The 15,754-nt window shown below is 39.8% G+C and carries 12 protein-coding genes and 1 pseudogene; 8 read left to right on the top strand and 5 right to left on the bottom strand.

What is annotated here, in order from left to right:
• Window positions 1–74 (top strand): annotated as a pseudogene (locus ACSC97_RS15120) (type II toxin-antitoxin system HipA family toxin); the annotation flags it as partial.
• Window positions 75–150: 76 nt separating this feature from the next.
• Here ACSC97_RS15120 and ACSC97_RS15115 read toward each other — a convergent pair.
• Window positions 151–2,211 carry a choline transporter gene (locus ACSC97_RS15115; protein ID WP_436661755.1) on the bottom strand — a complete coding sequence of 687 codons (2,061 nt, stop codon included), beginning with the start codon at window positions 2,209–2,211 and terminating at the stop codon, window positions 151–153.
• A gap of 422 nt (window positions 2,212–2,633) precedes the next feature.
• On the opposite strand from ACSC97_RS15115, the gene betI reads away from it, so the two are divergent.
• The 4 genes from betI to ACSC97_RS15095 all read left to right on the top strand — a co-directional run bounded on the left by betI (window position 2,634) and on the right by ACSC97_RS15095 (window position 7,350).
• Window positions 2,634–3,260, top strand: a complete 627-nt coding sequence (gene betI / locus ACSC97_RS15110; RefSeq protein ID WP_112987426.1) for a transcriptional regulator BetI — start codon at window positions 2,634–2,636, stop codon at window positions 3,258–3,260.
• On the top strand, window positions 3,253–4,722 hold the full coding sequence (betB, locus tag ACSC97_RS15105; RefSeq protein WP_436661752.1) for a betaine-aldehyde dehydrogenase: 1,470 nt from the start codon (window positions 3,253–3,255) through the stop codon (window positions 4,720–4,722). The genes betI and betB overlap by 8 nt, the downstream gene beginning before the upstream one ends.
• A gap of 77 nt (window positions 4,723–4,799) precedes the next feature.
• Window positions 4,800–6,494 (top strand): choline dehydrogenase, encoded by a 1,695-nt coding sequence (gene betA, locus ACSC97_RS15100; RefSeq protein WP_436661750.1) that lies wholly within the window; start codon window positions 4,800–4,802, stop codon window positions 6,492–6,494.
• Window positions 6,495–6,558: 64 nt separating this feature from the next.
• Window positions 6,559–7,350: a TorF family putative porin gene (locus ACSC97_RS15095; protein WP_436661748.1), complete on the top strand. Its 792-nt coding sequence runs from the start codon at window positions 6,559–6,561 to the stop codon at window positions 7,348–7,350.
• Window positions 7,351–7,401: 51 nt separating this feature from the next.
• Here ACSC97_RS15095 and ACSC97_RS15090 read toward each other — a convergent pair whose 3' ends face one another.
• Window positions 7,402–8,577 (bottom strand): zinc-binding dehydrogenase, encoded by a 1,176-nt coding sequence (locus ACSC97_RS15090; protein WP_436661746.1) that lies wholly within the window; start codon window positions 8,575–8,577, stop codon window positions 7,402–7,404.
• A 338-nt stretch (window positions 8,578–8,915) separates the two neighbouring features.
• Between ACSC97_RS15090 and prs the strand changes: the two genes are divergently transcribed.
• From prs to ntrR, 3 genes are all read left to right on the top strand, one after another.
• Window positions 8,916–9,794: a ribose-phosphate diphosphokinase gene (prs, locus tag ACSC97_RS15085; protein ID WP_436661744.1), complete on the top strand. Its 879-nt coding sequence runs from the start codon at window positions 8,916–8,918 to the stop codon at window positions 9,792–9,794.
• Between the two features lie 24 nt (window positions 9,795–9,818).
• On the top strand, window positions 9,819–11,306 hold the full coding sequence (locus ACSC97_RS15080; protein ID WP_436661742.1) for a nicotinate phosphoribosyltransferase: 1,488 nt from the start codon (window positions 9,819–9,821) through the stop codon (window positions 11,304–11,306).
• A 356-nt stretch (window positions 11,307–11,662) separates the two neighbouring features.
• Window positions 11,663–12,430: an ADPR responsive transcriptional repressor NtrR gene (ntrR, locus tag ACSC97_RS15075; protein WP_436661740.1), complete on the top strand. Its 768-nt coding sequence runs from the start codon at window positions 11,663–11,665 to the stop codon at window positions 12,428–12,430.
• Between the two features lie 22 nt (window positions 12,431–12,452).
• Here the strand turns inward: ntrR and ACSC97_RS15070 are convergent, their stop codons facing one another.
• The 3 genes from ACSC97_RS15070 to ACSC97_RS15060 form a co-directional block, all read right to left on the bottom strand.
• Window positions 12,453–14,057 (bottom strand): GMC family oxidoreductase, encoded by a 1,605-nt coding sequence (locus ACSC97_RS15070; protein WP_151723059.1) that lies wholly within the window; start codon window positions 14,055–14,057, stop codon window positions 12,453–12,455.
• 185 nt (window positions 14,058–14,242) lie between these two features.
• Window positions 14,243–14,878, bottom strand: a complete 636-nt coding sequence (locus ACSC97_RS15065; protein ID WP_436661738.1) for a nuclease-related domain-containing protein — start codon at window positions 14,876–14,878, stop codon at window positions 14,243–14,245.
• Window positions 14,879–14,991: 113 nt separating this feature from the next.
• On the bottom strand, window positions 14,992–15,459 hold the full coding sequence (locus ACSC97_RS15060; RefSeq protein ID WP_039047167.1) for a DMT family transporter: 468 nt from the start codon (window positions 15,457–15,459) through the stop codon (window positions 14,992–14,994).
• Window positions 15,460–15,754: the final 295 nt, after the last annotated feature.

Below are 15,754 nucleotides of genomic sequence, written 5' to 3'. Positions count from 1 at the left end.
TGGGTTATGTATCACCTTTTGAGTTTGAAGCAATGTACTATGATAAGATTAACCCGTTAGGTCAGGTGGCCTAACTTAAATAAAAAAGTCTCCGACAAACCCGGTACGGTTCAATTAAAAAAAACCCCACAGAAATGTGAGGTCTTGTAATTAGTCTTGTGAGTCAGGATAAAGAGGACGATTCCCTGGACTAATTCGGTTGATATGTAAGAAAGTCATATGACGCTCATACTTATCTAAAATGTCATTAATGACCTGCTCTTTGGTATATCCAACCAAGTCATTGTCTTGAGAACCTTCATACAAGAATGTTTCCAAACGATAATAATATTGCTTACCACGTTTGCCTCGTTCACTAAATGTCGGAGCGATATAGCGTACAGGCCAAATTTGATAGACAAAATTATGCTCATCTTCAATGAAAATCGTTAAGTCTAGGTGATACAACTTATCGTGGTATTCTGATTCGCCTTGATTAACCTCAACGTTCATCCCTCGTTTAATCAGTTCATCAGCAACGGTTTGCACTGCAGGGCTACATACATTATCGAGCATACGCAATGTTTCATGGCTACCAGGATGATGCATGACACGTGAAAGGCGTTGTTTCCAATTTAGAATATCGACATTCCCCACTACAGGTGCAGCATTTAAGCTACTGCTAGCTTTACGATAATCTTCTAAACGGAGAGATTTATAGAGTCCAGCCATCACAAGCAGCATAACAAAGCTAAACGGTAATCCCATGATTACGGTTGCACTTTGTAAAGCAGTAATACCATTTGCCATCAACATCGCGATGGTCAATAAACCAATCGCAATCGCCCAAAACACACGTAACCAACGTGGCGCATCATTATCGACATTGGAGAATTTAGTAGTGAAATTTCCTAGAACTAATGCCCCAGAATCAGCAGAGGTCACATAGAACAGAAGCCCTGTAATGGTTGCTACACCAGCAACAAATCCAAACCACGGATACTGTGCCAATAAGTCATAAAACCCATGTGCAGGATCTGTCAAAACAGTTTGGGCTAAAGCTGTATTACCATCAAAAATAACATTGTACAAAGCACTGTTACCAAATATTGATAACCATGTGATCGTGAATAGTAGAGGAATAATCAAAGTTCCACAAACAAACTCACGAATGGTACGACCACGTGAAATACGTGCCAAAAACAAACCTACAAATGGAGACCAAGCCACCCACCATGCCCAAAAGAATAATGTCCAACTGTTCATCCACTCTTTTGGTTGTTCAAATGCAAAACTGTCTAAAGCTAAGCTTGGAAAGCGGCTGATATAGTCACCAAAATTTTGTACCAAGGCATTTAATAAGAACTCTGTATTTCCTAAAAACAGCACAAATAGCATTAAACCAATAGCGGCGTAAATATTGATTTCAGAAAGTACTTTAATGCCTTTATTGACACCTGCTGTTACCGAAATAATCGTCACAATCACAGCAACTAAAATCAGCCCAGATTGAACCCATAAACCTTCAGGCCAATCAAATAAAACATGCAAACCATAATTGATTTGAACAACTGCAATACCGCAAGTCGTTGCGATACCGAAAATCGTCCCAATCACGGCGGCGGTATCTACGGTATGACCAATCGGACCATCAATTTTTTTACCAAAAATCGGATAAAGCGCAGAACGAATGGTCAGAGGTAAGTTATAGCGATAACTAAAATATCCCAAAGCCATCCCGACTAAGGCATACATGCCCCAGCCTGTTAGACCATAATGAAATAAAGTCCATACCATCCCTTGACGAGCGGCTTCATAAGTTTGCCCCTCACCCACTGGTGGATTCATATAATGTGACAGTGGTTCAGCCACTGAGAAAAACATTAGATCTGTGCCGATACCTGCGGCGAACAGCATCGCCGACCAACTCAGCAGACTAAACTCAGGTTTGGAATGTTTAGGACCTAGCTTTATATCGCCATAACGAGAACAAGCGATAAAAACCACAAAAATTAGATAAAGCGTTGCGGCAAGTAAGTAATACCAACTGAATTTATCACTCACCCAAGCCAGTACAACATTGAGCAAATGATTAGAAAAATCATTAAATAAAATCGTCGTCAGTGAAAATATTAAAATTATGAGCGCTGAAACATAAAAGACCACGCGATTTAACTGATCTTTTGTTTGAATAGATGAATCATCAACTGCTCTTGGATTATCTGTCACCATACAATCCTCAAGGAAAATTTAAATTTTGAAAGTTGTTTTTCTCAATAACTCGACCACGATTTATTGACGAAAACAACGAGAAGACACAGCATTTAAAAGATATTGAAAACAACACCAATCATTGCATAAGCTGCATTTTTGTAATTACCCGTGTGGATGCAAAGAAGCATTTTTAAGAGTAACTGAGCTTAGACCCAACCACTAAAAATCCATTCAATAAATCAACACTTTTGATACTTTAACAGGGATCTCCGATAACACGGTTAAGAGTTATGTAAAGCACCCTTGTTGCAAATACTATACTTTTAATTGATTGAACGTTCAATCAATTAAAAGTATCATGATGTTGTGTTATCATTTTCTGCATCCAGATTTTAATCTAACGCCTTAATAATTTTAGGCATTTATGGCAACAACTACACATGACCAAACGCAGAGTTAAACCTGAACACGAACGCCGTGAAGAGATCGTTAATGCCGCATTTGAAGTGATTTATGAAGTGGGTTTATCACAAACCACCATTTCACAAATTGCAAAAAAAGCGGAAGTCTCAACAGGTATCGTCAGCCATTATTTTGGTGATAAGCAAGGGTTAATGATCAACTGTATGCGTGAGATGCTCAAGAGATTGCATCTCACCTCTCTGCAATACAAAGCCAATACAGCAGATCAACAACCTGAAAACCAAATTAAGGCAATCATTGATTCAAACTTTGATAGTAGTCAGGTCAATAAAACCGCTATGCGCGTTTGGTTAGATTTTTGGTCAGCCAGTATGCATAGCCCAGAGCTTGCACGTTTACAGCGCATTAATGATCGACGCTTGTATTCGAACTTAAAACATCACTTTTTAAAACTGATGCCAAGTGAAAGTGCAAGTACCGCTGCGAGTGGCTTAGCAGCACTGATCGATGGGTTATGGCTACGAGGTGGACTCGTGGGGAATGATCATTTCGATCGGCAGAATGCAAGACGAGTTGCCTATGACTATTTAGACATGCAACTTCAACTGGCTAAACCCTTATTTCAGGAGAGACAAAATGAATGATGTGCAAACTCATCCATTGTATATCCACGGTCAATATGTCAATGCCACGAGTGGTGTGAGTTTTGACAGTATCAATCCAGCCAATGGCAACGTAATTGCCCATATCCAACAAGCCTCTCAACAAGATATTGAAAAAGCTGTTCAAAGTGCTCAACAAGGTCAAAAAGTTTGGGCGGCAATGACAGCAGTTGAGCGTTCTCGTATTTTACGTCGAGCTGTAGATATTTTACGTGAACGCAATGATGAACTAGCAAAACTTGAAACCTTAGATACAGGTAAAGCTTATAGCGAAACATCGACTGTCGATATTGTGACAGGTGCTGATGTGCTCGAATATTACGCAGGTTTAGCGACAGCCATCCAAGGTGAACAAGTTCCATTACGCGAAAGTAGTTTTTTCTATACTCGCCGTGAACCTTTGGGTGTCGTTGCAGGCATCGGTGCTTGGAACTATCCGATTCAAATTGCTTTATGGAAATCCGCTCCTGCGCTCGCTGCGGGCAATGCCATGATTTTCAAACCAAGTGAAATCACTCCACTCACTGCATTTAAACTTGCTGAAATTTATACCGAAGCAGGCGTACCAAACGGCGTATTCAACGTTGTACAAGGTGCTGGTCGTGATATCGGTCAATGGCTGACAGAACATCCTGTCATTGAAAAAATTTCGTTTACTGGCGGTGTTGAAACTGGCAAAAAAGTGATGGCAAGTGCTGCTGCTTCAAGCTTAAAAGAAGTGACGATGGAACTCGGTGGTAAATCACCACTGATCATCTGTGAAGATGCAGATATCAATAAAGCCGCAGATATTGCGGTGATGGCAAACTTCTTTAGTTCTGGTCAAGTCTGTACCAATGGTACGCGTGTCTTTATTCCAGCATCATTAAAAACAGAATTTGAAAATGCAGTATTAGAACGTGTGCAACGTATTCGTATCGGCGACCCAATGAACGCGGATACCAATTTCGGTCCGCTGACCAGTTTCCCGCATATGGAAAAAGTTCTTTCCTACATCAATGCTGGTAAACAACAAGGCGCCAAATTACTGATCGGTGGTGATCGAGCAACGGGTGAATTGGCTGAGGGTGCATATGTATTACCGACAGTATTTACAGACTGTACTGATGATATGCGAATAGTGCAGGACGAAATCTTTGGTCCAGTCATGAGCATCTTGAGCTACCAAACTGAAGATGAAGTCATTCGTCGTGCCAATAACACCACTTTTGGTCTAGCAGCAGGTGTGGTGACACCAGACATTAACAAAGCACATCGCATTATTCACCAAATCGAAGCTGGTATTTGTTGGATCAATACTTGGGGCGAATCCCCTGCTGAGATGCCAGTCGGTGGTTATAAACAATCAGGTGTAGGTCGTGAAAATGGGATCTCGACCCTATCTCACTACACACGCATTAAATCCGTTCAAGTTGAGCTTGGTGATTACCAAAGCATTTTCTAAAAGCATTGCGCTTTATCTTATCTTGATCAACTGAGTCACATGTATTCAGTTGATCTTGCAACAAATAAAGGCAGATTATGAATAAGCAAGAATACGATTATATTATTATTGGTGCAGGCTCAGCAGGTAACGTCCTTGCTGCACGTTTAACTGAAGATGCAGATATCTCAGTATTATTATTAGAAGCAGGCGGCCCGGATTATCGTCTTGATTTTCGTACACAAATGCCTGCTGCATTGGCTTTTCCATTACAAGGTCGTCGCTACAATTGGGCATATTTGACCGACCCTGAACCACATATGAATAATCGCCGTATGGAATGTGGTCGTGGTAAAGGTCTAGGTGGTTCATCACTGGTCAATGGTATGTGCTATATCCGTGGTAATGCGATGGATTTAGACCAATGGTCAACCCATAAAGGGCTTGAAGATTGGAGCTATGCGGATTGTTTGCCTTACTATAAAAAAGCAGAAACACGCGACATTGGTGCTAACGATTATCACGGCGGAGAAGGTCCTGTTTCAGTCACCACCCCAAAACAAGGCAATAATGAACTGTTTCATGCCATGATCGAAGCAGGTGTACAAGCAGGTTATCCACGTACAGAAGATTTAAACGGTTTTCAGCAAGAAGGCTTCGGTCCGATGGATCGAACGGTGACACCGCAAGGGCGTCGTTCGAGTACTGCTCGCGGTTACTTAGATATGGCAAAAGGTCGACCAAATTTGACGATCGTCACCCATGCCATGACCAATAAAATCTTATTTAGTCATAGACAAGCAATTGGTGTCGAATACATTATCGGTGCAGATCAAGCCAACATGAAACAAGCACATGCCAAACGTGAAGTCTTGTTATGTGCAGGGGCAATCGCATCACCGCAAATTTTACAGCGCTCAGGTGTTGGACAAAGCACTTTCCTCAAATCTATGGGTATTGAAGTTATTCAAGACTTACCTGGCGTGGGTGAAAACCTGCAAGATCATTTGGAAATGTATTTACAGTACAAATGTAAAAAACCTGTCTCGCTCTACCCTGCTTTGAAATGGTACAACCAACCGGCGATTGGTGCAGAGTGGTTATTCCTCGGCAAAGGTATCGGTGCAAGTAACCAATTCGAAGCAGGTGGTTTTATTCGTTCATCTGATGAATTTGAATGGCCAAATATTCAGTATCACTTCTTACCTGTCGCAATTAACTACAATGGTAGTAATGCCATGAATGAGCATGGCTTTCAAGCTCATGTTGGTTCAATGCGTTCACCGTCACGTGGTCGGATCAAACTCAAATCCAAAGATCCATTTGAGCACCCAAGTATCTTGTTTAATTACATGTCCACCGAACAAGATTGGCGTGAATTCAGAGATGGAATTCGTATCACGCGTGAAATCATGCATCAACCTGCACTTGACCCTTATCGTGGCGAAGAAATCAGCCCAAGTATGCAGTTAAAAACCGATGCTGAACTAGACTCTTTTGTCCGAGAACATGCCGAGACAGCCTATCATCCATCATGCAGTTGCAAAATGGGTGAAGATGAAATGGCTGTTGTCGATGGTCAAGGTCGTGTTCACGGCGTACGAGGGCTACGTGTGATTGATGCCTCTATTATGCCAATCATTATCACAGGTAACTTAAATGCCACCACGATTATGATGGCTGAGAAAATTGCCGATCAAATTCGCGGGCAAAAATTACCACCTTCGCAAGCACCTTATTTCAAAGCAGGATCAAGCCCTGTTCGGCAAACACCTTTACGTCCATTTGCATAACCTAGTCCAGTTATGTTCAGCACCTTATGACACTAAGGTGCTGCCAACCATTAGGAAAATTCAAATGAAAAGAATTTTATTTCTACTCCCTTTGGGCTTCTTCTCGCACACTGCATATGCCACTGAAGCAAGCACAGAAATAGCATCACCATATAGCGCTAACCTAACACTCGCAAGTCAATATGTATCACGTGGTTTTCAACAAACTTGGGGCAAACCTGCAATTCAAGGTGGACTAGACTATAACCATGATAATGGTTTTTATGCTGGAACTTGGGCATCGACAGTGAGTGATCATTTTATTCGTGATGCATCAGTAGAGTGGGATGTGTATACAGGTTACAGCCGTAGTTTTGGAGATTTAACTCTAGGCACTAAAGTGGCTTACTACTATTATCCTGGTGCCAAAACTACAGCAGAAACAGGAAATACTCGCTTTGATTACGGTGAAATTATCCCAGAAATCAGCTATGGCCCATTAAGTGTTAAATATTCCATTACCTACACCCAAGATTACTTCGGGAATAACTCGGATACTTTAGGTATTGGTACTAATAAACATTCTCGTGGTTCAGGTTATCTTGATGTCAGTTGGCATCAACCTTTAGGGCAAGGCTGGTCGGCAGATGCTCACTATGGTCATCAGCGAATCAAAAACTTCTCTGATGCAAACTTTCAAGACGTCAGCTTTGCCATTAATAAAGAACTCCCCTACAACCTTTTGGGAAGTTTAAGTTATAGCAAAGCATGGGATAAAGATGATTACTACAAGCAATATAGCAATGGCAATCCTAATGCCAAAGTCTCAAATCCAATTGATTCCACTGTGGCTGTCTCACTGACAAAAAGCTTTTAATCCGCACAATAAAAAAAACTGCAATCAATGCAGCTTTTTATTCAATATGATTTAAGCATTGATCAACTCAATATCTGATCCTGCTCGTTTTGGATCGATCAGAATTTTTGCATGTTGCTCTGGATCACGTAAGGCATCAAAGGCATTCCCTACACCTTCCAAACCAACCACACCTGTAATCAGTGGTGATACATCAATTTTACCTTCAGCAATCATATGCAGGGTGTCACGGAACTCAAGTGGTGTATAACCCAACACATATTGGATTTCCAATTCTTTATTGATCGCCAATGCAGGTTCGATCTTATCACTTTGCATACAGACACCTACCCCCACAATACGTGAGAACAATGGTGCGCCTTCCAAGATTTGCTGCATGATACCAGCGACACCCACACATTCAAAAATCACAGGACGTTTCGGTAATAGACCAAGCTTATCCCCGACGCGCATAGCATTAACCCATGGCAAAGAGAAAGTCTGAACTTTATCAAAAATACCCATCCCCATATTGATTGCTTCAGAAACATTGCCGAGTAGACCAAGCTCTTTCCAACTACTAAATGGAGATTGTTGTTTAGGATCAATCAAGATATCTGCACCGCACAGTTCAGCGAGTCTACGACGATTTGGTGAAAAATCACTAGCAACTACCGTTTTAACTCCCGCGGCTTTGAGCATAATAATTACGCCTAAACCAACAGGACCACAGCCAATTACAATCGCTGGTTCATTTTTCTTAATCCGACTACGACGAACTGCATGTAAAGCAACAGCCATCGGTTCAGTTAACGCTGCGCTGTCTGCATCTAAGCCATTCGGCACTTCAAACATTAAACTTGATTGGACTAAGATTTGCTCAGCATAACCACCCGAAGCACTCGGTGATAGACCAGTTGGAACATAACCTTTTGGATCAACATTTAATAGCGGCATCGCACAAACTAGTGTGTCGGCTTTTAATTTACGGCGCGTTTTTGGACCATAATCTAAGACTTTACCGCAGAACTCATGACCGAAAACCAGCTTATCTGAGGATTTTGCTACCCCATTAAAACCCACACGTGCTGCCAAATCATGCATATGATCACAGTGATGTTGCATGTGTAAATCAGAACCACAGATTCCACAACGTACCACTTCAAGTAACACCTGTCCTTTAGCAGGAACTAATTGAAGACTATCTTCAAGCTTCAATTCAGCGTTATGACAAACTAGAGATTTCATAGGATGCTTTCCTTATTGTTTTATTGCATGTGTTAACTGTTTTAATTTTTTCATTAAAACAGTTTAGCTCACTTATTTCATTTTTAATTTTGACATACAGCATTGTCAGAACATATGACTTAAAGATCAATACCCCTATCAAATAAGGTCAGCTTTATAAATCACTCGATAATGCAGTTTAAAAATCATTCTCTTTTAACTTCAAATAGATGAATCTTTTTTTCTAAATTACTCCCTATTTTTATTAAAAAAGATCGAATTTAACACTTGCTTTTAATAGTGTCGTTATGCCAATATATATTTACTGGCTTTAAGCCACTATAAAAGAGAAATTAAAAATGACGATCCAACTTATGACAGCTCAAGCGAATGTTCCCATCGAGTTTTTGCAGTTTTCAGGTGGCGAACGTCATATTCAACTACAACCAGAGTTATTGAACCAATTACAAGCACACGCTCAGATCACAGCCTCACTGAATCACAGTACAGATGTAATGGACTATCTATTACTAGAAAATGTGTTGTTAGAACAAGGCACTCGCTTTTCAGTGGAAATCCCTTATTTTCCTTACGCACGTCAAGATCGTATCTGTGCACAAGGTCAGGCTTTCTCACTGGATTTAATGACCAAGTTACTGAATAGCAATAGTGAAAAATTTGCAGGGCAACGTCAGAAAATTGTGGTGTGGGATTGTCATAGTCCAAAGACCATAGAGCTATTACGCAAAAATACCAACTTCCAAGAGGTAATCAATATTGAACCGATTGAGATTATCCAGCAAAGCTCAACATTAATGCAGATCTTATGCGCAGATAATACCGTGTTGATCTGTCCTGATGCAGGTGCAATACAACGCACCCAAGCGATTGCCAACGGCATCAATTCACAACGCCAACAGGCGATTGACATCATTCACTGTGAAAAACAACGTGATCCAAACACTGGAAAAATTAGAGCAATAGCGGTGAATAGCCCTGATTTGACAGGAAAAACAGCCGTTATCACCGATGATATTTGTGACGGTGGTGCAACATTTATTGGTATTGCCAAACAACTACGCAGCCTAAACTGCCAAAACATTATCTTGTATGTCACACACGGCATTTTTAGTAAGGGGCTTGCGGTATTTGATGGCTTGGTCGATCAGGTGTTTACCAGTAATAGCCTGCCACAAGCAAAAGCAAACAAACTCAACATTATCGATTTTCAATACTAAGCTCTTAAGTAAGAGGCCTATAAAATGACTATTAAAATAAATCCACTCAATGCAATTGATTTCTACAAAGCCGATCACCGTCGTCAGTATCCAGTGGGGACTGAATACGTCTATGCTAACTTTACCCCTCGCTCATCACGTTTAGCCAAAATGTTGCCTGATTTTGACGACAAGATTGTGTTCTTCGGTTTACAAGGTTTTATCAAACATTTTTTAATTGAAAGTTGGAACGAGGGCTTCTTTAATCAACCTAAAGCCAAAGTAATCGCAGCCTATAAACGTCGCATGGACAATTCTCTAGGTGAAGGTGCTGTTCCCGTTGAACACATCGAAGCATTGCACGATCTTGGCTATTTACCTTTAAAGATTAAAGCACTAGAAGAAGGTAGTCGAGTCAATATCAAAGTGCCTGTATTGACCATTATCAATACTGATCCGAATTTCTTTTGGTTAACCAACTATATTGAAACTGTGCTCAGTGCCGAATTATGGAAAAGTTGTACCACTGCAACAATTGCTTATGAATACAAACGCTTATTAACTCAATATGCAGAAAAAACAGGTGCACCTTTAGACTTTGTTGCTGTTCAGGGTCATGATTTTAGTAGCCGTGGTATGAGTGGCATCTATGATGCTGCACAATCAGGCGTTGGACACTTAACCAGCTTTATTGGGACAGATTCAGTCGCTTCGATTGACTATGCTGAAGAATATTATAACGCCACTGGTATCGTAGGCGTTTCAGTGCCTGCAACAGAACACAGTGTGATGTGTATGGGCAGTGAAGAAAGTGAAATCGAGACCTTTAGACGTCTGATCTGTGAACTCTATCCGAGTGGCGTGGTCAGTATCGTTTCAGATACTTGGGATTTTTGGCGTGTGATTACAGAGTTTAGCGTGAAATTAAAATCAGAGATCCTAAATCGCCAACCGAATGCGCTCGGACTCGCCAAAGTGGTGTTTCGCCCTGACTCTGGTGATCCTGTGAAAATTATCTGTGGCGATCCTGATGCAGAGCTAGATAGTCCCGCTTATAAGGGTGCAGTGCAATGTTTATGGGAAATTTTTGGCGGCACAGAAACAGCTCAAGGCTATAAAGTACTCAACGAGCGTGTTGGTTTAATCTATGGTGACTCGATTACTCTAGAACGTGCCCAAAATATCCTAAAAGGTTTAGAAACCAAAGGCTTTGCTTCGAATAATCTAGTCTTTGGTATCGGCAGCTATACCTATAACTATTTAACGCGTGACACCTTTGGTTTTGCCGTAAAAGCCACTTGGGGTCAAGTCAACGGCGTAGGTCGTGAGCTGTTTAAAGACCCTGTGACAGACTCAGGTGTTAAAAAATCAGCCAAAGGTTTATTAAGGGTTGAACAAACTAATAATGGCTTTGAGTTATTTGATCAACAAAGCATTGAACAGGAAAATATGGGGGTATTGCAAACAGTATTTGAAAATGGTCAATTATTAAGAGAATGCTCTCTTGACCAAATTCGGGAGAGATTGGTCTAGGCAAAACTCTCTATGATTAAAACACATCCAGTGATTAGATACTCGGAAAAGTCATCCGCAACCTGAACAAGCCAAAGCGACTAAAGCTTTGGCGTAGTGCAAGATAAATGAAATGAACAGTTAAGCTTTCGCCTTACGGTACGGCAAAGATTATCAATCTTTGCCGTACCTCAGGTTTTGCCTACTTTTGCCAAAACATTTGCGAAGCTTTAAACGCTTCTCAGGTCGAGCCTGAACAAACTAAAGTGATTAAAGCTTTAGTGAGGTGCAAGACGTAGTGGCTTATCCTAAAATATGATGAGAACCCAATAAGACTCCGCTATGATGTTACTTTGTTCCGATTTCTTAATATTTCTATGAGTCAGGAAACTATCCATACTTCCGAACAGGAATACCTTGCCCACTATCAAAAAACAGACTATGACACCCCACTGTTTACGGTTGATATGGCTATTTTTTCTGTGGCAAAAGGTCAATTACAAGTCTTAATGATTCAGCGCTCTAACTTTCCCGAAAAAGGAAAATGGGCGCTTCCAGGTGGTTTTATTGATTTAAAAACTGATCCAGATTTAATGGCAACAGCTCACCGTAAACTGCTTGAAAAAACAGGGATTCACTCCCCTTATCTAGAACAAGTTGAAACCATCGGCAATCAGCATCGTGATCCACGTGGTTGGTCGATTACATCACTTTACTTTGCACTGATTGATTTTAGTAAATTTGAAATTCAAAAGACTTCAACAACTGAAATGAGTAAATGGATTTCTATAGAAGAAGCCTTGCAACTAGAATTAGCTTTTGACCATCAGAAATTACTAAAATTAGCATTTGATCGCTTGTGCAATAAAACCCGCTATACCGCTCTCCCAGCTAGTCTCATGCCTGAATTATTTACCCTGACAGAATTACAAACAATCTATGAAATTATTTTAGGTCAAACCTTAGAAAAAAAATCATTTAGACGGCGCATGCAGGAAGCAGGAGCAGTTGAGGAAACAGGACAACAAAAAATTGTCGGTAAACGTCCTGCTCAATTATTTCGTTATGCACTAGATGATTTTAATTTCACCTTTCCACGTATGTTGGAAACACCACGTAACTCAAACAATAAAGAAGAGAGCTAAGGCAAAACCTTAGCTCAAAATATCACTTCCAAGTTTCGCGGATCATATCCACTGCTTTTTCAGCAATCATGATTGCAGGTGCGTTGGTATTACCATTTACTACTGTTGGCATAATCGACGCATCAATCACACGCAAGCCTTGAATACCATATACTTTCAGCTCAGGATCAACCACAGCCATCTCATCTACACCCATTTTGCAGCTACCGACTGGGTGATACACCGTGTCGACACGTTGACGTAAAATCTCACGAATCTCATCATCAGATTGTACGTTTGCAGTAAACATATCTTCTTTAATTTTTTCACTCAAAGCAGGTGCTTGCATCAACTTCTGCGTAACTTTAAATCCATCAACCATATCTTGAAGGTCTTGCTCATCCTCAAGAAATTTAAAATCAATTAATAGCGGATCATCTACATTTTTGCCACTGAGTTTGACCGAACCACGCGCACGAGGATTGAGCAAACATACGTGGCATGAAATACCGTGTCCTGTATGCATGGTTCGAGCATGGTTATCTACTACAGCAATGACGAAATGCAGTTGTAGATTCGGTTTATCTAACTCAGGACGGCTTTTTAAGAAACCACCACACTCTGCATAATTGGTCGTAATTAAGCCTCGACGCTCCTTACGATAACGCCCAATTTGTTTGATTAAATCTAAACTACCACCAACAGAAACACCAAAAGTTCCATCTATTTGTTTAGTCTTATAAGCAAAAATAAAGTCAGGATGGTCATGTAGATTTTCACCAACTCCAGCTAAATCTTTAACCACAGGAATACCGTGTTTTTCTAATTCTTGACGAGGACCAATCCCCGAAAGCATCAAAACTTGTGGTGATTGGAAAGCCCCTGCAGAGAGTAAAACTTCTTTATTTGCACGAACAACTGTGACTTGTCCTTTATGCTTAAATTCCACGCCTACAGCACGACCATTTTCGATCACAATTCGCGATACCATCGCTTGTGTGATCACATGTAAATTTGGACGCTTACCGATATAAGGCAATAAATACCCACGTGCAGCACTCCAACGTTCACCATTCTTCTGGGTAACTTGATAGACACCTACGCCTTCTTGCTCTGCGCCATTAAAATCATCATTCAGTGGATAGCCCACTTGTTTAGCTGCTTCAATAAAGGTTTTTTGGTATGGATTATCTGAACGTAGTTCACTTACATTGAGGGGACCATGCTGTCCATGATACTCATTTTTAATTCTTTCGTTATGTTCTGATTTTTTAAAATATGGTAACACTTCATCATAGGACCAACCGGTATTTCCTAAAGCTGCCCAATGATCATAATCATCCCGATGCCCGCGAATGTACACCATCGCATTGATCGCTGAACTCCCCCCTAAGCATTTACCACGTGGTTGATATCCTTTACGTCCATTTAAACCTTTTTGTGGTATGGTTTCTAGCGCCCAGTTATTCAGTTTCGTTGGAATGCTAATCACCGCAGCCGCTGGTGTATTCACCAACCAGCTATTGCCGTCCCCACCCGCTTCCAATAAACATACTGAAATATTTGGATTCTCCGAGAGTCTACCTGCAAGCACACTACCCGCCGAACCACCACCTATTACTACAAAGTCAAATGCTGTTTGTGTCATTGCTATCCCTGTTATTTTCATTCTTTCAAAATGCAAAAAGATTATGCTCAAATGCATATCTAAATATTGGTTTACTTGTCTAACAGACTTGATTATTCCTCATAAAAAGTAACTGGATATGGGGCAAAGTACAATAGCCAAATCTGGCAATACGATTGAGTTAAATCATCAATTTCTACAGTCACTTATACAGTGGATTTCTTTTCTATTTGCTTTTGCTTTAAATGCTCAACATGCAAACGATTTGTCTTCCAAGAAGGCTCTAATACTTCTTTTTCAATTCGATATTTAATTCTTTTTAACTTCATCGGACTAATCACCTGTTGATCAAAACATTTTACGTATTCAATCCAAGCTTTACTACGAAAGACATTTTCAGGCATATCTGTTTTAAATTCGCTTCGAGCTGTAAATACAACAATAGAATGTAAATACTGCGGATCAACAACATCACTTAAAACCATTTCCAATACTTTAATATGCTTATAGTTTTGGTGTAACGGATTCTGAAATTTATAACTTTTCTTATAAATTTTTTGTGTCCACTGCTTCTGGTGAGCATTTCCAAAAATCCATCCCGTATAGTTTTTAGTTTCAACGATGAAAACACCATAAGGACTTATTAAAATATGATCAATTTGAGTCGTCCCGTCTTTCTGATCAGGTAAAGTACAATTATTGAGCAATACATATTCAGCACTTAAATACTTAGCAACATGCTCAGAAACCATAAACTCACCAACTTTCCCCTTGAAATTCGGTGATTTGAGATATGTAACTACAGCAAGCATAAGAAGAATTAAAATAATATAAAAGAACATACTTCCCTATGAATATTTTATTTTTTAGAAATTAAAATCAACAGCATCAAATATAGAATATATTTATCAAAATATTATTATAAAAACTGAGTTAAGAACCAATTCGTAATATTTTATTTGGTCGCACTTCTATATTCTCCAAATAGCATAATCAAACCACCAATAAAAATAAAAAGTAATCCAAATAATTTGAAAGCATCTATTTTCTTTATTTGCATCCCTAATAAACCACTATGATCAATTAAGGTAGCAAAAATCATTTGCCCTAAAAATATCCATAATAGTGTATTGGTTGCACCGATATGTGGAGCTGCCACAAACATACACAGAATATAAAGTGAACCCAAGAAACCTGACAACCACATCCACCAAGATGTATTTTGATAAAATGGTGGTTTCACCGTTCCATCCATCCACAATGCAATAACAAGCGAAGCAATCGCACCGCCTATATAAAGAAAAAAGGTCGATTGTATTTGGCTTGCACCACTGCTATGACGAAAGGCATTAATGACTGCCAATTGTAATGGAACAACTAGCCCACCTAATATACTAATCAAAACATAATGAATATTTTGCATTCATTGACTCTCATTTTTAGGTTTCTAATTTTTATGAACAAATTTGATTGAGTAACTCTTACTCCAAACTATCTTATAAAAACAAATACCGCATCAAACATTCTATAGTTCAATTGTGACTAAAATGCTTTTGATTAAATAATGAAAGCTTGGAGATAGAAATAATTTCAGAAGAGTAAATAAGTTAGGACTTACGCATTGACGGATTCAAAAAAGTATTAAAATAGTTTATAAAGTATCTGTGATCAGACGAACTAAACATGCTTCTACAGCAACTTGTACATTACCCATTTAT

The sequence above is a fragment of the Acinetobacter sp. P1(2025) genome (assembly GCF_051390655.1).
GTDB lineage: Bacteria > Pseudomonadota > Gammaproteobacteria > Pseudomonadales > Moraxellaceae > Acinetobacter > Acinetobacter junii.
Note: the sequence above shows the minus strand (reverse complement) of the source record. Positions and strands in the feature narration are given on the sequence as shown.